Raw genomic sequence first — 23,085 nt, 5'->3', positions numbered from 1 at the left:
AATGACGACTTACTGGCCTTTGGTCGCAGCAAGGTAGCTCGGGTCTACGGTGTCGACATATGTGTCCAGCGCCTGCGGAATGGATCCGGCATCCTGGAAGACCTTGGCAACGCCGAGCATGAATGTCTGGACATTGCCGCCCATCCATTTGTCGCTCAGGGCTTCGTCAACGGACGGGAACGAGAAGGTGTTGAGCGATGCTTCCGCATCGGCCGGGTCCATGCCGGCATCCTTCGCGATCACCTCAAGCATCTCGGCCTTTTTGTCACCTGCATTCCACATTGCGTTCGCATCTGCGGTAACTTTCAGGAACTTGGTGAGAAGCTCACTATCTTCCGAAGCGAAATCGGCCGGTACGCTAATGCCGTCGAAGACGAGAATGCCGAGCTCTTCCTTTTCCGCACCGGTGAGCAGCACGTTGCCATGCTCCTTCATCCGGCGAAGAGCGCCACCCCAGCCGCACACCATGTCGAGGTTGCCCTGTGCGAATGCCGCAGCACCGTCGGCGGGTGCCATGTCGACGATTTCAAGGGTCGAGATGTCGACGTTGAAATGCTTCATCTGCTCAAGGAAGCCGAAATGAGCTGCGGTGCCGATCGGAACACCGACTTTCTTGCCTTCCAGCTCATTCGCATTGTTCTTGTCGATTTCAAGGGTCTCGGCGACAACGCAGTTGTCGTTTTCGGAATAGCTGACTGCAACATCGGTGAGTATCAGGTCCTGGCCCGCGGACGTTGCGACAACAAAGGGAGGAATGCCCTGACTAACGGCGATCTGCACGTCTCCCGACGCCATGGCAGCGGACATGGCCGTGCCTGTGTCGAAGGAAACCCATGTTACCGGAATGCCAAGCGCTTCGTCGTACATGCCGGTGGCTTTGGCATATTGGAATGGCATCGGCCACTCGAGGAAGTAAGCAACAGTCAGTTCATCGGCAGCATTGGATGCCTGAACGCCGCTCATGAAGGACAAGGCTGCCAAAGTGCCAAGAAGCTTTGATTTGATGGTCATTGTTTTTCCCACTGTTCCCTGGTTGATTGCAGGCGTGCGGGTGTTCCCGTCTTATGCCGCTATTCGATTGGGCTTACCTGCGTAGGTAAAAATGGTTACGGCAGAACGGCGCTGTGACAATAAAAACACTCGACTGGCTCTAACGTAATTCCAGATCTGGCCCTATATGTCGCCGCTCGTGCGTGCAGTCTGAACTCGAAACCAGCAGTGCTCTGCTGCAATAATGGGCAATTGCCTGATTGCAAGCAAGTCCTGCTCGCTTTCGAGCTTACTGAAATCGTTGCCACGACGATGAAACACGAAAGGCCGTTGCCATGAACATTGCAGCATCTCCAAACGATATGAGCGATATCATTGAGGCCGACCGCACCCATGTCTGGCATCACCTGCTCCAGCACAAGGCGCTGGAGACGAACGATCCGAAAATCATGGTCGAAGGAAAGGGGATGCGGCTCTGGGATGCCACCGGCAAGGAGCATCTTGACGCCGTTTCCGGAGGCGTTTGGACCGTGAATGTCGGATATGGCCGCGAATCCATTGCCGATGCGGTTCGCGAGCAGCTGGTCAAGCTGAACTACTTCGCCAATTCGGCCGGTTCCATACCGGGCGCTCTGTTTTCCGAACAGCTAATTGCGAAAATGCCGGGTATGAGCCGTGTCTACCTGACCAATTCGGGAACCGAGGCGAACGAAAAAGCCTTCAAGATGGTCCGCCAGATTGCGCACAAGCGCTATGGTGGGCGCAAGCACAAGATCCTGTTCCGCGAACGGGATTACCACGGATCCTCGATCACCGCGATTTCCGCCGGTGGCCAGCCGGAGAGAAACGCTCAATACGGTCCCTATACTCCAGGCTTTGTCGAAGTGCCGCATTGCTGCGAGTACCGCGCACAATGGGATGTTGAATCCTATGGTGAACGGGCAGCAGATGCCATCGAGGAAGTGATCCTGCGCGAAGGGCCCGATACGGTCGGTGCGCTTTGCCTGGAGCCGGTCACGGCCGGTGGCGGTGTCATCACCCCGCCGAAGGGGTATTGGGAGCGGGTTCAGGAAATCTGCCGCAAATACGATATCCTGTTGCATATCGATGAAGTGGTTTGCGGTGTGGGCCGTACCGGCAAATGGTTTGGCTATCAGCACTACGGCATCGAGCCGGATTTCGTGACCATGGCAAAGGGTGTCGCTTCCGGGTACGCCGCCATTGCCTGCATGGTCACCACCGAAAAAGTCTTTGATATGTTCAAGGATGATGCATCCGACCCGATGAGCTTCTTCCGGGATATCTCCACTTTCGGCGGTTGTACCGCGGGTCCGGCTGCAGCGCTTGAAAACATGCGTATCATTGAAGACGAAGGCCTTCTGGACAACACGACTGCCATGGGTGAGCGTCTTGTGAAAAATCTCAATGCGCTCATGGAAAAGCATCGCGTGATTGGCGATGTGCGCGGCAAGGGTCTGTTCTGTGGTGCGGAACTGGTTGCAGACAGAGCGACCAAGGAGCCGGCGGCAGAAAAACTTGTGCAAGCCGTTGTTGCGGATTGTGCCGCGCAAGGTGTCATCATCGGCGCCACGAACCGCTCACTGCCTGGGCTGAACAACACGATCTGCCTGTCTCCGGCCCTGATCGCGACGTCTGACGACATCGATGAGATCACGGCTGCGATCGACGGAGCTCTGACACGGGTTTTCGGTTGATGAGGTCTTGGCACTCCTGAGCTTGCAGGCGTGCGACCCATGTTTGTAATCGGCGTGACGGCAAGCTCCGTCACGCCGATTGGTCTGACCGTGCTGGAAGTCCCGGCACGGTGACAACGCGGTTCGACCGAATTTGCCAAATCGAAAATCCGGTTGTTTAATAGGTCCAGTTAAATCAGACTTTAGGGCCAGCTATGGCGATTCCGGCGGAGACCTTCTTTCTTCAACCCGACAATGAAACGACACTTCAGCAGCAGATACAGCGGCTGGTTGTGGAGGCGATCCTGTCCGGTCGCTGTTTGCCCGGTGAGAAGATGCCTTCAACGCGCAAGCTTGCCGATCATCTGGGCGTCGCCAGGATTACCGTCACAATCGCCTACACCGAACTGGTTTCAAACGAGTATCTCGTCTCCAAAGGGCGCTCAGGTTATTTCGTTGCGCAGACCGCTCCCAGCCGGCCGAAGTTCGATTTGCCGGACCAGGAGGAGGATGGCCAGATCGACTGGTCTCGTGCCATCGGGCAGCGCTTTTCCCAACATGTGCCGCTTGTTCGCCCTTCCAACTGGCAGGACTACAAATATCCTTTCATCTATGGCCAATCAGACCCACGGCTGTTCGACCATCACAACTGGCGAAACTGCGCGCTCAGAGCCGTCGGGCGAAAGGATTTCGACATTCTGGCGACGGATTACTATGAGCGGGACGATCCCATGCTGGTGGAATTCATCCTGCGTCAAATCCTGCCCCGGCGGGGAATTACTGCACGTCCCGAAGAAATCCTGATCACGATGGGCGCGCAACACGCGCTCTGGATCACGGCGCAGATCCTTCTGACGCAGCGTCGCACCGCCGTCATTGAAAATCCGTGTTTCCCGGGGCTGCGCCAGATCCTCAACCAGACCCGGTGCAATACGGTGTCGGTCGACGTTGATGCAGCCGGACTGCCGCCGGAAAACCTGCCCGACACGCTGGACGTGGTCTTCACGACACCTAGCCATCACTGTCCGAGCAACGCCACCATGCCGGTCTCACGCCGCCACCGTCTTTTGGAGCTGGCCGCGCGCAAGGGTTTTGTCATCGTCGAGGACGATTACGAGTTCGAGATTTCTTTTCTGAAGTCTCCTTCACCGGCCTTGAAATCACTGGATCCAACGGGATCCGTGATTTATGTGGGCTCGTTTTCCAAGTCGCTGTTTCCCGGATTGCGCCTGGGATATCTGGTGGCTTCCGAGCCGTTCATTCGCGAGGCACGTGCGTTGCGTTCGCTAGTCCTGCGGCACCCGCCAGGTTTGATTCAGCGTACGGCCGCCTATTTTCTTTCTTTGGGGCACTATGACGCCCAGATTGCCCGCATGGGCCGGATCTATCGAAAGCGCCGATCCATCATGGAAGAGTGCATGAGTGAAAATGGCTTGTCACAGTCGGGGCAGTTCACATTTGGCGGATCTTCCTTCTGGATGAAGGCGCCTGAAGGGATCGACAGCTCCGAGCTGGCGTTGAAATTGCAACAGGCTGGGGTGCTGATCGAGCCGGGGCGGGCGTTTTTCGCGAATGGCCTGGAGCGTCCCGGTTTCTATCGCCTTGCTTATTCTTCCATCGCTTCGGTGCGTATTCCCGAGGGAATTTCACTCATTGCCAAGGGGATCGATGAAGTCGGCTCCAAACACGCATAGCCTTCCTCGTTAATTCTACTGATAATTAGATGCCTGTTCATAGGATCAGGAGAAGCTGCGCATCGTCTTTCGGTCAATGAAGGGGCGGCGAGGGGCTGTGTTTGCGATGATTTTACTTCGCAAGATGGTTCGAGAATAAGTGTTCATTTTCAATATGTTGAATTGAATTCGGTTGAGCCGTCCAGGCGTGTTTGGCTCCTGCCGTGAAGTGAATTTCATCCGACCGTGAAATTTTGGTTGATTTTTTCATGAAGTGGCGTGAAATTATCCGTCAAATTTTCACGAATGGATCGCCATGACGGATGCCAGCAACAGCCTGGGAGAAGATCTCAGGGCCCTTAGAACGGCCCGGAAAATGACCCTGGAAGAACTCGCTCAAAAGCTTGGGCGGTCGGTTGGCTGGCTGTCTCAGATCGAGAGAGACATTTCCACGCCCAGGATGTCGGACCTCAGCCAGATCGCCGATATCTTCGGTGTTCAGCTGTCGCTGTTCTTCGGCAATACCGAAGCGCCTGCAAACGAACAGGGGCGGATTGTTCGAGCTGGTGCGCGCAGGGTGATCGGCGAACGGGATCAGGGATTGGTCGAGACGTTGATCTCTCCAGATCTTACCGACAGCTTTGAGATGATCCATTCGACATTCCAGCCCGGTTCACGCCGTGTGCAGATGATTTCGCGGCCCACTCAGGAAGTTGCCTACATGGTCTCGGGAAAGCTTGATATCTGGCTTGATGACGAGAAATTCACCGTGGAGACGGGTGACAGCTTCCGCATCCGGGACGCTTCCTACCGCTGGGAAAATCCATACTCGGAACCGGCCGTTGCCGTCTGGGTGATTTCCCCGCCCGTTTACTGACACCCTTACAAAAGGTCATTCGAATGTCTGTGCCCTCTACAGCCCGGGTTGTTATTATCGGTGGTGGTATCGTTGGCGTGTCGACGCTGTACCACCTTGCCAAGGACGGCTGGTCAGATTGCGTTCTGCTTGAAAAGAACGAATTGACCGCAGGCTCGACGTGGCATGCTGCGGGTAATTGCCCGAACTTTGCCATGAGTTTCGGCGTGATGAACATGCAGCGGTACGGGCTTGAGCTCTATCGCGGCCTGGCGGATGAAGTCGATTACCCGATCAACTATCACGTGACCGGTTCGGTGCGCCTCGCGCATACCCACGAGCGGATGATGGAGTTTGAACATGCGGCGACCATGGCACGCCACATGGGACTGCAAATGGATGTCTGCACGCCCGAGGAGCTGCTGCAGCACTATCCGTTCATGGAGCTTCATGACCTGGAAGGCGGGCTTTGGGATCCGCTGGACGGTGACATCGATCCGGCCCAGGTAACACAGGCGCTCGCAAAAGGTGCGCGCGCGAACGGTGCCAAGATCCTCAGGTTCACACCGGCAACAGGTGTGCGGCGTGAAAACGGCGAATGGATAGTGGAAACCGAAAAGGGCGAGATCCGCTGCGAATACGTGGTCAACGCCGCCGGGTATTATGCACCGCGGGTCGGTGAGTGGTTCATCCCTTATGGAGGCCGTCCGGTTCCGGCGGCGGTGATGAGCCATCAGTACTTTCTGACGGAACCGGTACCGGAAATCGCGGAGTGGAGCGAAAGAAACGGCCGCAAGTTGCCGTTGATGCGCGATGTCGACACTTCCTATTACCTGCGTCAGGAAACAACCGGCTTCAATCTCGGCCCCTATGAGCGGAACTGCCAGGCTGCCTGGATCAGGCCGGAGGATCCGATGCCGGACGATTTCAGCTTCCAGCTCTATCCTGACGACCTTGACCGGCTGGAGTGGTATATCGAAGACGCGATGGCCCGCGTGCCACTCCTTGGTACGCAAGGTGTCAGCCGCAACATCAACGGACCGATCCCGTATGCGCCGGACGGCCTCCCGATGGTTGGGCCGATGCCGGGTGTACCCAATGCTTTCGAAGCTCATTCCTTCACATTCGGCATTGCGCAAGGCGGCGGCGCCGGCAAGGTTGCCGCGGAATGGATCATGTACGGACAAACCGAGTGGGATATGTGGTCGTGCGACCCTCGCCGGTATACCGACTACACCGACAATCAGTACTGCATCGACAAGGCGATGGAAGTCTATGGCCACGAATATGCCATGCATTTCCCCCATCATACCTGGCCAGCTGGACGTGATCGAAAGCAGTCGGCTGTCCATGCCAAGGTGCTGGAACTTGGTGGCCAGATGGGTGTCTATAACGGTTGGGAACGTGCCAACTGGTTTGCGAAACCCGGCGATGACACCTCCGAAGAAGCAACGCAGACCTGGACCCGTTCCGGTCCCTGGGAGCCGCGTGTTCGTGAGGAATGCGAAGCCGTCCGCGATCATGTAGGCGTTCTGGATCTGCCCGGCTTCTCACGTTTCAGCCTGAGCGGAGATGACGCAGCAGAGTGGCTGCGTGGAAGGATCACCGGGGCGTTGCCGAAAGTCGGACGAATGAACCTTGTCTACTTCGCAGATGAACGTGGACGCATTCTGACGGAAATGTCGGTTCTCCGCCATGGCGACGATGACTTCACACTGATCACCGCCGCCGCGGCCCAGTGGCATGACTTCGAAGTTCTGAAGTTCAATCTGGCAGACGGACTGACCCTGAGCGACCAGACACGGGAGTTGACGACGCTCATCGTGAGTGGTCCGAAATCACGGGACCTTTTCGAGCAGATTGCCGAAGCCGACCTGTCACTCGGCTGGCTCACTCACCAGAACGCCGTCGTGGCCGGCAAGGACGCGATGCTGGTTCGGGTTTCCTTTGCCGGGGAACTCGGTTGGGAAGTGCACGCAAGTTTCGAGGATATGCCGACCATCTACGCCGCAATTCTGGACGCAGGTGCAAAGCCGTTCGGCATGTATGCGCTCAACTCTCTGCGTCTGGAGAAGGGCTATCGCGCCTGGAAAGGGGACCTTTCCACCGACTACACGCTCCTTGAAGGTGGCCTAGACCGCTTCGTGAGGCTGGACAAGCCTCAGGACTTCCCGGGCAAAGCTGCCTTGATGAACGAGAAACAGCAAGGTTCCACGCGTCGGTTCGTAACGATGATCATCGACGCGGGCGACTGCGACGCACCCTACATGTCGGCTGTCATGAGGGGCGATGACCTGGTCGGTGAAATCACATCGGGTGGTTGGGGATACCGGGTGAATGCCTCGATCGGACTCGGCATTGTCCGCTCTGATCTGGCGGAGCCGGGCACCGAACTCGAGGTGGAAATCTACGGCAAGAGGTGCAAGGCGACAGTGCAGCCGGACGCACCGCTTTGGGACCCTGAGAATGAGCGTATCCGGGCTTAGACCACCCGGAACGATTTCGACCCCCTTGGCTTCATTTTGGAGGAGAGTTCATGAGCGGAAGTGAACTGAAGCAACGCCGCCGTTCCGGTGGACGGTCCGCACGTACAGCGGCCAGGGCCCGTCCCCTGGATGAGGCAGTCAGGCCGGTTCGGCCGGGTTTGCCCGGGGGACAATTCCGGCCTCTGAAGGAGGAGGATGTCGGCCGCATCCACGAAGCCGCAATTACGGCGCTGGAAAAGATCGGCATGGGCTCCGCTCCGGCGTCGGGCCGGGAGTATCTGATTGCGGCAGGCGCGATTGAAGGTGACGACGGGCGTATTCGCTTCCCCCGTGCACTGGTGGAGGACATGCTGGCGAAAGCGGCAAAGGACATCACGCTGTGCGCCAGGGACCCGCAATATGACCTGCATCTGAAAGGCACCAATGTGCATTTCGGCACCGCGGGTGCTGCGGTCCACATGGTTGATCCGGATACGGCAGAATACCGAAATCCCTCGGTTCAGGATCTTTATAATGCCGCACGCATCGTTCAGCGTCTGGACAACGTTCATTTCTTTCAGCGACCGGTCGTCTGCCGCGAATTTGCCGACCCGCTGGAGCTGGATCTGAACACGGTTTACGCGGCATGCGCCGGTACGACGAAACACGTCGGAACGTCCTTCACCGAAGCGACTAATGTTGCGCGCTGCATGAAACTTCTGCACGAGATTGCAGGAGGCGAGGAGGCATGGCGCGAGCGGCCCTTCGTTTCGAACTCCAACTGCTTCGTGGTTCCCCCGCTGACGTTTGCTGAGGAAAGTTGCGAGGTGATGGAGGCCTGCATCCTTGCCGGAATGCCGGTGCTGCTGCTCTCTGCAGGCCAGGCCGGCGCAACGGCGCCGGCGCCGATCGCCACAGCGGTGGTGCAGGCCGTGGCAGAGTGTCTTGCAGGTGTTGTCTATGTGAATGCGGTCAAGCCGGGGCATCCGGCAATCTTCGGAACCTGGCCGTTCGTCAGCGACCTGCGCACCGGGGCCATGTCGGGTGGTAGTGGTGAGCAGGCTCTCCTGAGTGCTGCCTGTGCGCAGATGCACCAGCATTACGGTTTACCGGGCGGCGCTGCTGCCGGAATTGCCGATTCCAAGTTGCCTGACATGCAGGCCGGTTGGGAGCAGGGGATCAGCAACGTCATGGCAGGGCTGTCAGGCCTGAACATGGTCTACGAGGCGGTCGGAATGCATGCTTCGCTGCTCGGCTTCTGCCTGGAATCGCTCGTTCTTGGCAACGACATGCTGGGGCAGGTGCAGCGCTGCGTGCGTGGCATCGAAGTCAAGGATGAATATGTCGACCTCGAAGTGGTGAGTTCCGTCGTTCTGGAAGGCCCCGGCCACTATCTGGGGCATGACCAGACTCTGCAGCTGATGCAAAGCGAATACATCTATCCGGAGCTGGCCGACCGCTCTAGTCCGAAGGAATGGGAAGAGCGTGGCAAGCCGATCCTGTTGAATACGGCATCGGATCGGGTTCGAAGCATTCTGGCCGAAGACGGCCATCAGATCGACCCGGCAACCGAAGCTGCCCTGCAGGCGGCCTTGCCGCTGGCGAAACTTGCGCGGCCCTGAGGGGCTGCGCCTGACCTTTGAATTCTAGAACAGAAAGACAAGAACGTGACACCTCCTTCCAAAGCCCGGGTCGTCGTCATCGGTGGCGGCGTCGTCGGCTGTTCCGTCGCCTATCATCTCACCAAAAAGGGCTGGACTGACGTCGTTCTCCTGGAACGCAAGCAGCTGACATCCGGTACAACTTGGCACGCCGCCGGATTGATCGCTCAGCTACGTGCGACCGAGAACATGACCAGACTGGCCAAATACAGTCAGGAGCTTTACGGCAAACTGGAAGCGGAAACCGAGGTTGCCACCGGTTTCCGCCGCTGTGGCTCGATCACTGTTGCACTGACTGAAGAACGCAAGGAGGAGATCTTCCGTCAGGCTTCCATGGCGCGCGCCTTCGGGGTCGAAGTGGAGGAAATCACGCCCGATGAGGTCAAGGCCCGCTACGAACATCTGAACACTGAAGATGTTGTTGCCGGTGTCTATCTGCCGCTCGATGGTCAGGGTGATCCTGGCAACATTGCACTTGCGCTGGCCAAGGGAGCCCGTATGGGCGGCGCCAAGGTTCTGGAACGAGTGAAAGTCACCGGTCTTCAAAAGAACGGCCGCCGGGTAACCGGTGTCGAATGGGAGTCTGCCGAGGGAACCGGTGTCATCGAGTGCGATCACATCGTCAATTGTGGTGGCATGTGGGGACATGAACTCGGCCGAATGGCGGGCGTGAACGTTCCTCTTCATGCCTGCGAGCACTTCTATATCGTCACCGAGAACGTCCCAGGTTTGAAGCAATTGCCTGTCCTCCGGGTGCCGGATGAATGCGCCTACTACAAGGAAGATGCCGGGAAGATCCTGCTCGGTGCGTTTGAGCCGAATGCGAAACCCTGGGGCATGAAGGGTATTCCGGACGACTTCGAATTCGATCAGCTGCCGGAGGACTTCGACCACTTCGAACCCATTCTGGAAGCGGCCGTGAACCGGATGCCTCTGTTGGCAGAGACCGGTATCCATACGTTCTTCAACGGGCCGGAGAGTTTTACGCCGGACGACGCTTATCATCTCGGTCTTGCGCCCGAGATGGACAATGTCTGGGTGGCAGCCGGGTTCAACTCCATCGGCATCCAGTCGGCGGGCGGTGCTGGAATGGCACTGGCAGAATGGATGGATACCGGAGCCAAGCCGTTCGACCTGGGTGATGTCGATATCTCCCGCATGCAGCCTTTCCAGGGCAACAAGCACTATCTCTTCGAACGTTCCAAGGAAACGCTCGGTCTGCTCTATGCCGATCATTTCCCCTACAGGCAAAAGGCGACCGCACGCGGGGTTCGCCGGACGCCCTTCCATGAACATCTCAAGGCACAAGGCGCGGTGTTCGGCGAGCTGGCGGGCTGGGAGCGCGCGAACTGGTTTGCCGACGAAGGGCAGGAGAGAGAGTACAAATACACCTGGAAGCGTCAGAACTGGTTTGAGAACGCGGCGCGCGAGCATATGGCCGTACGCGAGAATGTCGGCATCTACGACATGTCCTCCTTCGGCAAGATCAGGGTCGAAGGCCCGGATGCGGAAGCGTTCCTGAACTATGTCGGAGGTGGCGACTACTCGGTGCCGAACGGTAAGATCGTCTACACCCAGCTGCTCAACAACGGCGGCGGGATCGAGGCGGATGTGACGGTGACCCGGCTTTCCGAAACGGCCTATCTGGTCGTTACGCCAGCCGCGACACGCCTTGCTGACGAAACCTGGTTGCGCCGCCATGCCGGTGACTTCCGTGTGGTGATAACCGATGTGACGGCAGGCGAGGCCGTTCTGGCGGTCATGGGGCCAAATTCGCGCAAGTTGCTGCAAGCGGTGTCTCCAAACGACTTCACCAATGCTGTCAATCCTTTCGGAACCGCCCAGGAAATCGAAATCGGCATGGCGCTCGCGCGTGCGCACCGGGTGACTTATGTCGGGGAACTTGGCTGGGAGATCTACATCTCCTCCGACATGGCGGCTCATGTTTTCGAAACGCTTCACGCCGCCGGGCAGGAGATGAATGCCAGGTTGTGCGGCATGCACATGATGGACTCGTGCCGGATCGAAAAAGGCTTCCGCCATTTCGGTCACGACATAACCTGCGAGGACCATGTTCTGGAGGCGGGACTCGGCTTTGCCGTCAAGCGGGACAAGCCGGATTTCATCGGCAAGGACGCGGTCTTGCGCAAGCGTGAGGAGGGTCTGCAAAAAAGACTGGTCCAATTCCGTCTGACCGAGCCGGAGCCTTTGCTTTATCACGCTGAACCGATTCTCAGAGACGGAGAAGTGGTCGGATTCCTGAGCAGCGGAAACTACGGTCATTCGCTCGGTGGAGCCGTCGGACTCGGTTATGTGCCCTGCGCCGGAGAAAATGTAGAACAGCTGCTGAGCTCCTCGTATGAAATCGAAGTCGCCGGTGTCCGGGTGAAAGCCGAGGCTTCATTGAAACCGTTCTACGATCCGAAATCCGAACGGGTAAAAGTCTGACCAGAAGTGCACCCGGCCGCCGGGACGGTTTGGTGACCGGGCGCACTGCAAGCAGAACGGGCCAGCTTTATGGGCATGGCGTTGAAACATGTGGCGCATTTTCAACGGTATGAGCGTGAGGTTGGTCCGTTTTGACTCTGGTGTCCGGACGAGTGAACACAAATGCGATGCCGCCCGCTGCATTTGGCTCTTGAGGATTGATCAAGCTACTCTTTCGACTGCTCTTTGGCGGCAGCGTTCTGCTTTTTTTGCAAAATCATTTTCTCCATCGGTCCAGTTATCGTCGTTTGTCAGGCCTTACATATGAAAGGCTTGATGCCACACGTGCTGGTTCAATCCGTCTCTGGCTATATGCAGGCTGTCAATCTGGCCCTAAGAGACATGAGGGAAACGGAGTTAAAACTAGAGCCAACACAAGAACCAGAACTGCTTAAGCAGTATAGACCTCATTGAATTCACGGGAGTATTCGACATGAAAATGACGACCGAGGAAGCATTCGTCAAAGTGCTTCAGGCGCACGGAATCGACAATGCGTTTGGAATCATCGGTTCCGCCTTCATGCCGATTTCGGATCTGTTTCCAAAGGCCGGCATCACCTTCTGGGACTGCGCGCACGAATGCTCGGGCGGCATGATGGCCGACGGCTTCACCCGCGCCAGCGGCCGGATGAGCATGATGATTGCCCAGAACGGTCCGGGCATCACCAACTTCGTAACAGCGGTTAAAACAGCCTACTGGAATCACACGCCGCTGCTGCTGGTAACTCCGCAGGCGGCCAACAAGACCATCGGCCAGGGCGGTTTCCAGGAAGTGGAGCAGATGGACCTCTTCAAGGACATGGTGGCCTACCAGGAAGAAGTTCGCGACCCGACCCGCATCGCAGAGGTTCTGAACCGGGTGATCATGCAGGCGAAACGGGCAAGCGCTCCGGCCCAGATCAATGTTCCGCGCGATTACTGGACTCAGGTGATCGATATCGCACTGCCGGCAATTGTCGAATTCGAGCGTCCGGAAGGTGGCGATACGGCAATCGCCGAAGCTGCCGAATTGCTGAGCAATGCCAAGTTCCCGGTGATCCTGAATGGTGCGGGCGTGGTTATCGGTGGTGCGATCCCGGCGTCGATGGCGCTTGCGGAGCGTCTTGATGCTCCGGTCTGCTGCGGCTACCAGCACAACGATGCCTTCCCCGGCTCGCATCGTCTCTTCGCCGGTCCGCTTGGCTACAACGGATCGAAGGCAGGCATGGAGCTGATCTCCAAGGCTGATGTCGTGCTTGCCCTTGGCACCCGTCTCAATCCGTTCTCCACCCTTCCGGGTTATGGCATCGACTACTGGCCGAAGGATGCCAGCATCATTCAGGTCGATATCAACCCGAACCGCATCGGTCTGACCAAGGCGATTTCCGTCGGCATCGTTGGTGATGCGAAGAAGGTTGCCGAATCCATTCTTGAAAAGCTGTCCCCGACTGCCGGTAACGAAGGACGGGAAGATCGTGTTCACACGATCTCTCAGACCAAGTCGCGCTGGGCGCAGCAACTGTCTTCGATGGACCATGAGGACGACGATCCGGGAACCTCCTGGAACGAGCGTGCACGTGCGGCCAAGCCGGATTGGCTGAGCCCGCGCAAGGCGTGGCGGGCCATTCAGGCCGCGCTGCCGAAAGAAGCCATCATAAGTTCCGACATCGGCAACAACTGCGCGATCGGCAACGCCTATCCAAGCTTCGAGGAAGGGCGAAAGTATCTTGCACCGGGGCTGTTCGGTCCGTGCGGCTACGGCCTTCCCTCGATTGTCGGCGCCAAGATCGCTTGTCCCGACACTCCGGTCGTCGGCTTTGCCGGAGACGGTGCCTTCGGCATTGCGGTCACCGAATTGACCGCCATCGGCCGCAGCGAGTGGCCAGCCATCACCATGGTTGTCTTCCGCAATTATCAGTGGGGCGCTGAAAAGCGTAACTCGACCCTCTGGTACGACGACAACTTTGTCGGCACCGAACTGGACGAACAGGTCAGCTATGCGGGCATTGCGAGCGCCTGTGGTCTGGAAGGCGTTCAGGCACGCACAATGACCGAGTTGACCGAGCAGCTGGACAAGGCGATCGAGCGGCAGATGAAGGAAGGCAAGACGACCTTGATCGAAGCCCTGATCAACCAGGAACTCGGTGAGCCGTTCCGTCGCGATGCAATGAAGAAACCGGTCGAGGTTGCCGGGATCTCGGCATCCGACATGCGTTCGCAAACCGCGACCTGACAAGACGTCGGCCACGTAGCGTTATGGACGAAATACTGGTCCTGAATTCAGGATCGTCCTCGATCAAATTCGCGCTGTTCGCAGCAGACTTGTCGAAAAAAACTTCAGGAAGTGCCGTTGAAATCGGCGGCGCTTCCAGTCTGATCGTGGACGGAAGCGGTGCCGAAATGCCGCTTGCCGACCATGTTCAGGCCCTGAAGGCGATCTTCAAGGCGTTGGAAGGGAAGGGTGTCGACCTTTCCCGGCTCACCGCAGCTGCGCACAGAGTGGTGCATGGAGGCAGGAAACTCCAGGCACCGTGCAGGGTGACCGAGAACGTACTTGACGAAATAGAACGCTGCGTGCCGCTGGCGCCGCTGCATAATCCGCACAATCTTGCCGCCATTCGGGCCGTTGCCGAGGTGGCGCCCGACCTGCCGCAGTGCGTGAGCTTCGACACCGCATTTCACGCCGACAACCCCGACGTTGCAAGGCGGTACGCCATTCCGGAAGCCGAGACCCGGGCCGGGCTGGAACGGTATGGGTTCCATGGCATTTCCTATGAAAGCCTGGTGCACAAGTTTCCCGGCATTTCAGGCGGAGATCTCCCGGCAAGAGTTCTGGCACTGCATCTTGGAAACGGTGCAAGTCTTTGTGCCATTCAAGGCGGCAAGTCGGTTGCCACCACAATGGGGTACTCGCCTCTTGAAGGCCTGACGATGGGAACCCGTTGCGGATCGATCGACGGCAATGTCGTGCTCAAGATGGTCGCCGATCACGGTCTGGAGCGGACGTCGCAGATACTCAACAAGGAAAGCGGTCTCCTTGCGCTCGGAGGGCATTCCGATATGCGCAAGCTGAGATCGCTAGAAACTGAGCAATCCCGCTTCGCAATCGAGCATTTCTGTTACTGGGCCATTCGCCACGCAGGCTCGATGATCGCCGCCATGGGAGGATTGGATGCGATCGCATTTACAGGCGGGATTGGCGAAAATGATGCGCGGACGCGGGCGCGCATACTTGAGGGATTGAACTGGCTTGGCATTGACGTGGACCAGAAGGCCAACGAGGCTGGCTCACCAGGGCTGCACAGCGATGCGACACGCGTAACGGCGTGGATTGTGCCAGCGGAGGAGGAAGAGATGATTGCACGAAATGCCATGTCTCTGATGGAGGGACATTGATGGCTGGCGCCGATCGGATGCTTGATACCTCGCCAAAGGTGTCGGACGAGGTTCGCAAGACAACCTGTTACATGTGCGCTTGCCGTTGTGGGATCAACGTGCATCTGAAAGATGGCAAGGTCGCCTATATCGAGGGCAACAGGGATCATCCCGTAAACAGGGGCGTTTTGTGCGCCAAAGGCTCATCCGGCATCATGCAGGTCAATGCGCCGTCACGACTGCGGACTCCGCTCAAGCGGACGGGACCGCGCGGTTCGGGAGAGTTTGAGGAAATTTCCTGGGACGAGGCGCTGGAGCTGGCGACTTCCTGGCTGGAACCGATCCGCAGGTCGTCACCGGAAAAACTGGCGTTTTTCACGGGGCGTGACCAGTCGCAGAGTTTCACCAGCTTCTGGGCCCAGAATTTCGGAACTCCGAATTATGCTGCCCATGGTGGCTTTTGTTCGGTCAACATGGCGACCGCCGGCATCTACACGATGGGAGGCGCGTTCTGGGAATTCGGTCAGCCGGATTGGGATCGCACCAATCTCTTCATGATTTTCGGTGTCGCGGAAGACCATGATTCCAACCCGATCAAGATGGGGCTCGGCAAACTGAAGTCCCGCGGCGGCAAGGTCATCGGCGTCAACCCGATCCGCTCAGGCTATAACGCTGTCGCCGACGAATGGGTCGGCATAACGCCGGGGACCGACGGGCTGTTCATCTCCGCCCTCATTCACCTGCTGCTCAAGGCCGGCAAGATCGACCTGCAGTATCTTGCCCGGTTCACCAACGCGCCCTGCCTGTTGAACGAAACCAAGGGATCTCCGGAAGAGGGGCTTCTGCTGCGCGACAACGATGGCAAGCCGATTGTGATGGATCGTCAGACAGGAACGCTCAAGCCGTTCGATGAGACTGGTGTGAAGCCCGACCTGGCGGCAAGCGTTGAAATCGATGGCGTGACGCATCGGACCGTCTTCCAGCATCTTGCCGAACGCTTCCTGTCGGACGAATACAGCCCGGAGGCCGTTTCAGAAAAATGCGGCGTCAAACCGGGGCGGATCAAGGCCATTGCCGCCGAGCTTGCCAGGGTAGCGTTCGAGGAAGCATTCGAACTTGATCAGCCCTGGACGGATTTTCGCGGAGAACGGCATGAGAAAATGATCGGCAGGCCGGTCAGTTTTCACGCGATGCGCGGGATTTCGGCACACTCCAACGGCTTTCAGACCTGCCGCGCGCTGCATGTCCTGCAGATCCTTCTCGGCACAGTCGAGGTTCCAGGCGGTTTCCGCTTCAAGCCGCCTTATCCCAAGCCGGTTGAAGCGCATCCGACGCCGCATTGTCACTCCAAGCCCGATTGTCCGCTCGACGGGCCGCATCTGGGGTTTGTGCGCAGCCCGGCAGATCTGGCGTTGAAGGAAGACGGAACGCCTGCGCGTATCGACAAGGCCTTTACCTGGGAAAACCCGCTGTCGGCCCACGGGCTGATGCACATGGTCATTTCCAACGCCCATGCCGGCGATCCCTACAAGATCGATACCCTGTTCCTCTATATGGCCAACATGGCCTGGAACTCGTCCATGAACACGCGTGGCGTCATGGATATGCTGACGGACAAGGATGAGAACGGGGACTATGTCATCCCCCGCATCATCTATTCCGATGCCTATTCCTCAGAGATGGTCGCTTACGCGGACCTCATCCTGCCGGATGCGACGTATCTGGAAAGGCATGACTGTATCTCATTGCTGGACCGGCCGATCTGTGAAGCCGAAGCTGCCGCGGACGCGATCCGCTGGCCGGTGATTGAACCGGACAGGGATGTCCGGGGCTTTCAGTCCGTTCTGATCGATCTCGGCGCCAGACTGGGGCTGCCCGGCTTTGTCGATGACAGCGGAGAGCCGCTTTACGAAGATTATGCCGACTATATGGTCAATCACCAGCGCCGACCCGGTATCGGACCGCTTGCCGGCTTCCGCGGAGATGGAACCAAGACCGGCAGAGGCGAAGTCAATCCGGACCAGTTGAAGAAATACATCGAGAACGGCAGTTTCTTTGTCGAGCACGTTCCGGACGAGGCGGCATTCTACAAGCCCTGGAACAGGGCCTATCAAGACTGGGCCGTCGGTCTCGGTTTCTACGACAAGCCGCAGCCCTATCTCTTCCAGCTTTATGCCGAGCCCCTGAGACGTTTTCAGCTTGCCGCGGAAGGTCATGGAGACCGGCAGCCGCCTGATCATCTGCGCAAGCAGATTATCGAGTGTCTCGACCCGTTGCCGGTCTGGTATCCGGGCCTTGAAGAGACGCTGGTCGACAACGATGCCTATCCGGTCCATGCCCTGACACAGCGCCCGATGGCCATGTATCACTCCTGGGGCAGCCAGAATGCCTGGCTAAGGCAGATCCATGGTCACAATCCGCTTTATGTTCCGACGAAGATCTGGACGGAAAACGGGTTTGAAGACGGCGATTGGGCAAGGGTCACATCGGTTCACGGTGAAATCACCGTGCCGGTTGCTCACATGGCCGGGCTGAATGACAACACGGTCTGGACCTGGAATGCCATCGGCAAGCGTAAAGGGGCCTGGGCGCTTGATGAAGATGCTCCCGAAGCGACCAAGGGTTTCCTGTTGAACCATCTGATCCACGAGCTGTTGCCTTCCAAGGGCGATGGTCTGAGATGGGCGAATTCCGATCCGGTTACCGGGCAGGCTGCCTGGTTTGATCTTCGCGTGCGGATTGAAAAGGCCGAGCCTCCGGAGGAAAGCCAGCCCGCGTTCAGCGCTCAGAAGTCGCCGGTCGGAAAGGGACCGTCCGTGGTTCGTCAGAAGGTGAGCAAATGACCCAGCTGCCGCAAACAACCGAAAAGAAGCTTGGTCTTGTCATCGACCTGGACACCTGCGTCGGGTGTCATGCCTGTGTGACCGCCTGCAAGGGCTGGAACACGGAGAACTACGGCGAACCTCTGAGCGACACTGATGCTTACGGAAGCAATCCGGTCGGCACGTTTCTGAACAGGGTGCACGCCTATGAGGTCGAGCCTCAAAACGGCGGATGCAGTCAGACCGTTCACTTCCCTAAATCCTGCCTTCACTGCGACGATGCACCTTGTGTCACGGTGTGTCCGACGGGTGCGAGCTACAAGCGGCAGGAAGACGGCATCGTTCTGGTTGAAGAAGATGCCTGTATCGGATGCGGCCTGTGCGCCTGGTCCTGTCCTTATGGGGCCCGCGAACTGGACCTTGCGGCAGGCGTCATGAAAAAATGCACGCTTTGCGTCGACAGGATCTACAATGAAAACCTGCCGGAGGAAGATCGCGTTCCTGCCTGCGTTCGAACCTGTCCGGCAGGAGCCCGGCATTTCGGTGACCTGGCAGATCCTGCCAGCAATGTTTCAAGGCTGGTCGCCGAGCGCGGCGGCTTTGACCTGATGCCGGAGCAGGGTACCAAACCGACCAACAAATACCTGCCGCCGAGGCCGAAGGATCAGCTTGCTGATACGGATGTTCTATCTCCACTTCTGAAACCGGTCGCCGAAGAACCCAAGGGCTTTCTTGGTTGGCTGGACAAAGCACTGGAGGCGCTCTGATGCATCCGGCACCCTCCGTCATCATCTTTACCGTCCTGTCCGGTCTGGGCTTTGGCCTGTTGACCTTTCTCGGGCTTGGATTGCCGCTAGTGTCGGGCTGGTCGGCGTTTTTCTACTTTGCGATTGCCTTCGGACTTGCGATTGCCGGGCTTGTCGCCTCGACGTTTCACCTCGGCAATCCTCAACGGGCCCTGAAGGCGTTCACGCAATGGAAAACCAGCTGGCTGTCGCGTGAAGCGTGGCTGTCTACAACGGCGCTGGTCGTTATGGCTGTCTTTGGATTTTGTGCCGTGTTCCTCGGCTTTTCACCGAAGATTCTCGGATGGCTCGGCGGGGCGCTGTCAGTGGCGACAGTGCTTGCCACTGCCATGATCTACACTCAGTTGAAGACGGTTCCCAGGTGGAACCATTGGATAACGCCGGTTCACTTCCTGACGCTTTCTCTTGCTGGCGGCGCCATTCTGGCACAACAGGGACCGGCAGCATTGCTTCTGCTTGTCTGTGCCGGGGTTGCCCAGCTTCTTGCCTGGATTTTGGGAGATCGGCGCTTCGAGGAGCGCGGACATTCGATCGGAAGTGCGACGGGACTGGGCGACAAGGGAGCTGTTCGCCTGTTCGAGCCGCCGCATACGGGAACCAACTATCTCATGAAGGAGATGGTGCATGTTGTCGGGCGGAAACACGCTCAGAAGCTTCGGGTGATCGCCTTTGCCGGGATGGTGTTGTTGCCCTTTGCGATCCTTGCGCTGTTCCCGGTCAATGTAGCGACGACCGGTATCGCAATTCTGTTCTTTCTGGTGGGGACTTTTGCTTCCCGCTGGCTGTTTTTCGCAGAAGCAGAACATGTTGTCGGCCTCTATTACGGAGTTGACCCTTCGCAGCAACAGTCAGGTCTGAGCCGCGCCAGATCATGAACAGGCTCGGCCAGCCTCCCGTCACTGGCGTGACAAGAGGCTGGGGCGGCCGGGGTCAAGGATTGACGACGACGTAGACGGTTGTTCCGTTTTCAACGACAGCCTGATAGTAGACGCCGCCGCAATTGTAATAGGCGTTGTAAGGCGTGCAGCCTGAAATGGATTGCCGGCGGTTGACGCGGCGAGAGGTTCTGCGTGCGGTACGCCGCGCCGTGTTCTGGGAGGCGGTCTGTGCCTCCGCCTTGCCCATGGAAAGAGAAAGGGGAGAACCGTTTTCGGCGGAGTTGAGGTCAATTTCACCTGCATATCCGATGGAGAATGCGACTGCAGCGATGGTGAGGATCTTGGCTTTCATTGTAGTTTTCCTTTTCAGTAAATGACCGCAGCGTGAGTGCTGTTGTTGAGACTGCGGTCGGTTGAAGTTGAAGAGCTGGTGTTTTCCAATCTCTTCGGGTCAGCTTCCGGGGTTCTCGGCGCCTGGCTTGGATTTCAACTGCGTGCCAGGCCCAAGGCTCGGAAGAATTCTGTTTCCGGTTTGACGTTCGGTTTTGTGAGATGCTGGTCGGGATCAGTGGCTGCTGCCTGTCAGGCCGATGCCTGATGCCAATCCCAGCCAGGCTTTGATGCGCAGGCCTACGGCCTTGATAATTCCCATCGCCTCGATGACATGGGAGGTCATTGTGCCTTCCATCGAACCCTTGAGCCCCGTGGTATAGGCCTGGACGATGCAGCCGCTGCCGGGAACCAGAAGTTCTGCGTGTTCAGGGTGAACAAGATCGAGATGGGCTACGATCTGTCCGCGTTTGACGCGTTCCGACGGTTCCAAGAGACGCCCGCTCGGGGCCATCTGACCGGACGAGATGGGCTTCTGGATCCTTGTGATCCGAGCAGGCAGCACTGTGTTGCGCATACCAATGTTGAAGTTGCTTTCGCAGGCAATTTCAGCGGCCATGCCTTCGTAGAGCTCGGTGCGGGACACCTGTGAAAACCCAGCTACGATCCGGGAACTTTCCCTTGTGCTCCGGTCTGGGATGATCACCATCGCCGGGCTCATCGCGGCCTGGGCAGCTCGTGACCCGATGCTCAGGGTAACCTGTTCAACCGTACCGTCGACAAAGCTGTGAACGCGTGTCTTTTCAAGTTCGATTTCAGCCTGCTTCAGAGATGTCCTGGCACTTTCGAGCTGTGCGGGAAGAACAGCAGCCGCCTGAACTTTTGCCGCTGCCAGTTGGCTCTTTGAAGCCTCAACCTCAGCTGACCGGGTGTCTCGCTGCGAGATAGCGCGTTCCAGTTGGCTCGACTGGAATGCCGCTGAGCCACGTGCCTGCAATTCGCGATGATCCTCAAGGGTGGTCTCGGCCTGTTTCAGGGAGGCTTCGGCAGCATCCAGCGTGGCCTCGGCAGTGTCGACTTCCAGAAGAGCTGCATCGATTGCAGCATCTATCTCGCCTACCTTGCGCTCGGCATACTCGACCTTTGCAAGCTCTGTAGAGTTTTCAACGGCAAAGAGCGGATCTCCAACCTTTACGTGATCACCACCCTTGACGAAAACCTCGGTGACAGTGCCGCCGTTTTCGGCAACCACTGGGACGGTTCGAAACGGGACCAGTCCGGTATGGGACTTGGGGTAGTAGTAAAAGACTGCGAAGAACACGATCAGCGCAAGAATGAACCACATGAACAAGGCCGTGTGGACGTTGTAGAGCGTGACGGGCATGCCTCGCCATTTCAGGTAAATCACCCTGAACACGAATGGAAACGAAGTGACGAGAATCTCGATCATTTGGCCAGCTCCTCGTGTCCGGGGCGCCACCAGAGCATGAAGTCTCGTGCGATGGCAGTGGCAATCAGAGCTGCCGGCAGGAGAATGCTGAAGTGAGCGAGTGCCGGCATGATCTCGTATGCGAGGGCGACGGTGAGCATCACGGGCACGGTGGTGCGTAGCGGTGTTCCCTTGGCCAAGCGCTCCGCATAGTGGTCGAAGCGTGCATAGAGATGCATGATCAGGAAAATGGCCAGGAAGAAGGCGACCAATCCGACAAGGGAATAAAAGTCATCCTGTCCGGGCTGGACCCACCATCGCGGGTTTCCGCTGCTCGCGGCAGCTTTGGTTGTCATGGTGCCGACCAGCAGCAGGACCGGCAAAACGATCGATTTCACAGCGATTATCCTTTGCTTTCTGGGTTTTGGCTGCCTTCCCGGCAGCACCGTTTGCTGATGCTGCAGAATTAAGAAAAAAGCAGAGGTCGTTCTTTAGGCTTCTGGCCACGTGTTTTTTTGTTCTGGACAATCGGGCAATATTGACCGGCGATTGAGCTGAAACTGATGCCAGGCCAGGAATGAGGAGCAGCAGCGTGCCGCGGATCAGCGCCTACAGGCTAAAGCATCTTGCGCGGGTGTATGAGAGCGAATCGGCAGTCACGGTGCCGTTCGCCGATGTCCTCGGGGAAGTGGGGATCGATCCGGACGTCCTCACGACGATGGATAGCAGAATCAAGCTGATTGATGAGGCGAGGGTCGTGGAACTGGCTTGCCAGGCTCTGTCCGACAAGACATTTGCCGCGCGCGCCGCGCTATCGACGCAAGGATCAAAAACGCTTCTGGCTTATCTGGCCCGTGCAAGCAGAACTCTGGGACAGGTTCTCCAGCTTGCGCAAAGATACTACGCGCTGGAAGACCCGCACATGAAGTTTGCGGCAAGGGAAGGTGCCAAGGGGCCTATCGTCGTCCTCGACAGCGGTATGCTGGGAGCAAAGGAGTTCCCCAGACACACGGAATTCCTGATGTTCGGAATGTACAAGAGAACCAGGCAGATCGCTGGCCCGGATTTCGGTGAATTGTCCCTGATCCTGAAGTGCAGTGATCACGAACATTGCGAGCAGCTGTCCCAAATTGCCGGATGTGAAATCGAAGCCGGGCAATCATTCAATGGTTTGCAATTGCCCCCAAACGGTTTGGCCTATCCAATCCCGACGGCTGACCCGGCATTGCTTGACCACCTGCTTGAACACGGGGAGGAGCGTCTTCGGCAGATGCCGCAGAATATGAACGGCGTATCGGAGAAAGTTGCAAAGCTGGTCTTTTCTCGTTTGCCGGGGCACTTGCCAAGTGGTGACGAAGTGGCAGCAGAGCTCTGCATGACCCGGCGTACGCTTACCCGTCGTCTTTCCGATGAAGGAACCAGTTACAAACTGCTTGCCGACACAGCCCGTTGCGACATGGCCAAACGCATGCTTCTGGGAGAAGACAGTATTGCGCAGGTCGCCTTTCTTCTTGATTTTGCAGACCAGGCAGCCTTCTCCGTCGCGTTCAAGCGGTGGACAGGGACAACACCTGCGAGCTTCAAGAGGACACATATCTGATCGAACGCAGCTGTCCTGATCTTCAAGCAGCGCAAAAGTG

General features: G+C 57.8%; 16 protein-coding genes. 12 read left to right on the top strand and 4 right to left on the bottom strand.

What is annotated here, in order from left to right:
• Nucleotides 1-9: 9 nt before the first annotated feature.
• Nucleotides 10-1,011, bottom strand: a complete 1,002-nt coding sequence (locus ABLQ08_RS09330; protein WP_352941042.1) for an ABC transporter substrate-binding protein — start codon at nucleotides 1,009-1,011, stop codon at nucleotides 10-12.
• Nucleotides 1,012-1,325: 314 nt separating this feature from the next.
• Here ABLQ08_RS09330 and ABLQ08_RS09325 point away from each other — a divergent pair, with 314 nt between their 5' ends.
• The 11 genes from ABLQ08_RS09325 to ABLQ08_RS09275 all read left to right on the top strand — a co-directional run bounded on the left by ABLQ08_RS09325 (nucleotide 1,326) and on the right by ABLQ08_RS09275 (nucleotide 19,683).
• On the top strand, nucleotides 1,326-2,705 hold the full coding sequence (locus ABLQ08_RS09325) for an aspartate aminotransferase family protein (protein WP_352941040.1): 1,380 nt from the start codon (nucleotides 1,326-1,328) through the stop codon (nucleotides 2,703-2,705).
• A gap of 194 nt (nucleotides 2,706-2,899) precedes the next feature.
• Nucleotides 2,900-4,378, top strand: a complete 1,479-nt coding sequence (locus ABLQ08_RS09320; protein ID WP_352941038.1) for a PLP-dependent aminotransferase family protein — start codon at nucleotides 2,900-2,902, stop codon at nucleotides 4,376-4,378.
• A gap of 295 nt (nucleotides 4,379-4,673) precedes the next feature.
• Nucleotides 4,674-5,234 (top strand): helix-turn-helix domain-containing protein, encoded by a 561-nt coding sequence (locus ABLQ08_RS09315; protein WP_352941035.1) that lies wholly within the window; start codon nucleotides 4,674-4,676, stop codon nucleotides 5,232-5,234.
• Nucleotides 5,235-5,257: 23 nt separating this feature from the next.
• A complete protein-coding gene (locus ABLQ08_RS09310; protein ID WP_352941033.1) occupies nucleotides 5,258-7,699 on the top strand; it encodes a GcvT family protein in 2,442 nt (813 codons plus the stop codon).
• Nucleotides 7,700-7,749: 50 nt separating this feature from the next.
• Nucleotides 7,750-9,300 (top strand): trimethylamine methyltransferase family protein, encoded by a 1,551-nt coding sequence (locus ABLQ08_RS09305; protein ID WP_352941031.1) that lies wholly within the window; start codon nucleotides 7,750-7,752, stop codon nucleotides 9,298-9,300.
• A gap of 45 nt (nucleotides 9,301-9,345) precedes the next feature.
• Nucleotides 9,346-11,787: a GcvT family protein gene (locus tag ABLQ08_RS09300; RefSeq protein ID WP_352941030.1), complete on the top strand. Its 2,442-nt coding sequence runs from the start codon at nucleotides 9,346-9,348 to the stop codon at nucleotides 11,785-11,787.
• A gap of 472 nt (nucleotides 11,788-12,259) precedes the next feature.
• Nucleotides 12,260-14,038 (top strand): sulfoacetaldehyde acetyltransferase, encoded by a 1,779-nt coding sequence (gene xsc / locus ABLQ08_RS09295; protein ID WP_352941028.1) that lies wholly within the window; start codon nucleotides 12,260-12,262, stop codon nucleotides 14,036-14,038.
• 23 nt (nucleotides 14,039-14,061) lie between these two features.
• Nucleotides 14,062-15,201 carry an acetate/propionate family kinase gene (locus tag ABLQ08_RS09290; protein ID WP_352941026.1) on the top strand — a complete coding sequence of 380 codons (1,140 nt, stop codon included), beginning with the start codon at nucleotides 14,062-14,064 and terminating at the stop codon, nucleotides 15,199-15,201.
• Nucleotides 15,201-18,023, top strand: a complete 2,823-nt coding sequence (locus tag ABLQ08_RS09285) for a molybdopterin oxidoreductase family protein (protein ID WP_352941023.1) — start codon at nucleotides 15,201-15,203, stop codon at nucleotides 18,021-18,023. The genes ABLQ08_RS09290 and ABLQ08_RS09285 overlap by 1 nt, the downstream gene beginning before the upstream one ends.
• Complete coding sequence (locus ABLQ08_RS09280) at nucleotides 18,020-18,769, top strand: 4Fe-4S dicluster domain-containing protein (RefSeq protein ID WP_352941022.1); 750 nt, start codon at nucleotides 18,020-18,022, stop codon at nucleotides 18,767-18,769. The genes ABLQ08_RS09285 and ABLQ08_RS09280 overlap by 4 nt, the downstream gene beginning before the upstream one ends.
• A complete protein-coding gene (locus tag ABLQ08_RS09275; protein ID WP_352941020.1) occupies nucleotides 18,769-19,683 on the top strand; it encodes a dimethyl sulfoxide reductase anchor subunit family protein in 915 nt (304 codons plus the stop codon). The genes ABLQ08_RS09280 and ABLQ08_RS09275 overlap by 1 nt, the downstream gene beginning before the upstream one ends.
• A 55-nt stretch (nucleotides 19,684-19,738) precedes the next feature.
• Here ABLQ08_RS09275 and ABLQ08_RS09270 read toward each other — a convergent pair whose 3' ends face one another.
• From ABLQ08_RS09270 to ABLQ08_RS09260, 3 genes are all read right to left on the bottom strand, one after another.
• Complete coding sequence (locus ABLQ08_RS09270) at nucleotides 19,739-20,038, bottom strand: hypothetical protein (protein WP_352941018.1); 300 nt, start codon at nucleotides 20,036-20,038, stop codon at nucleotides 19,739-19,741.
• Nucleotides 20,039-20,251: 213 nt separating this feature from the next.
• Nucleotides 20,252-21,466 (bottom strand): HlyD family secretion protein, encoded by a 1,215-nt coding sequence (locus ABLQ08_RS09265; protein ID WP_352941015.1) that lies wholly within the window; start codon nucleotides 21,464-21,466, stop codon nucleotides 20,252-20,254.
• Nucleotides 21,463-21,843, bottom strand: a complete 381-nt coding sequence (locus ABLQ08_RS09260; RefSeq protein ID WP_352941012.1) for a hypothetical protein — start codon at nucleotides 21,841-21,843, stop codon at nucleotides 21,463-21,465. The genes ABLQ08_RS09265 and ABLQ08_RS09260 overlap by 4 nt, the downstream gene beginning before the upstream one ends.
• 194 nt (nucleotides 21,844-22,037) lie before the next feature.
• Here ABLQ08_RS09260 and ABLQ08_RS09255 point away from each other — a divergent pair, with 194 nt between their 5' ends.
• Nucleotides 22,038-23,045 carry a helix-turn-helix domain-containing protein gene (locus tag ABLQ08_RS09255; RefSeq protein ID WP_352941010.1) on the top strand — a complete coding sequence of 336 codons (1,008 nt, stop codon included), beginning with the start codon at nucleotides 22,038-22,040 and terminating at the stop codon, nucleotides 23,043-23,045.
• The last annotated feature ends 40 nt before the right edge of the window (nucleotides 23,046-23,085 follow it).

The sequence above is a fragment of the Roseibium sp. SCP14 genome (assembly GCF_040329475.1).
In the GTDB taxonomy this organism is placed as follows: Bacteria; Pseudomonadota; Alphaproteobacteria; order Rhizobiales; family Stappiaceae; genus Roseibium.
Note: the sequence above shows the minus strand (reverse complement) of the source record. Positions and strands in the feature narration are given on the sequence as shown.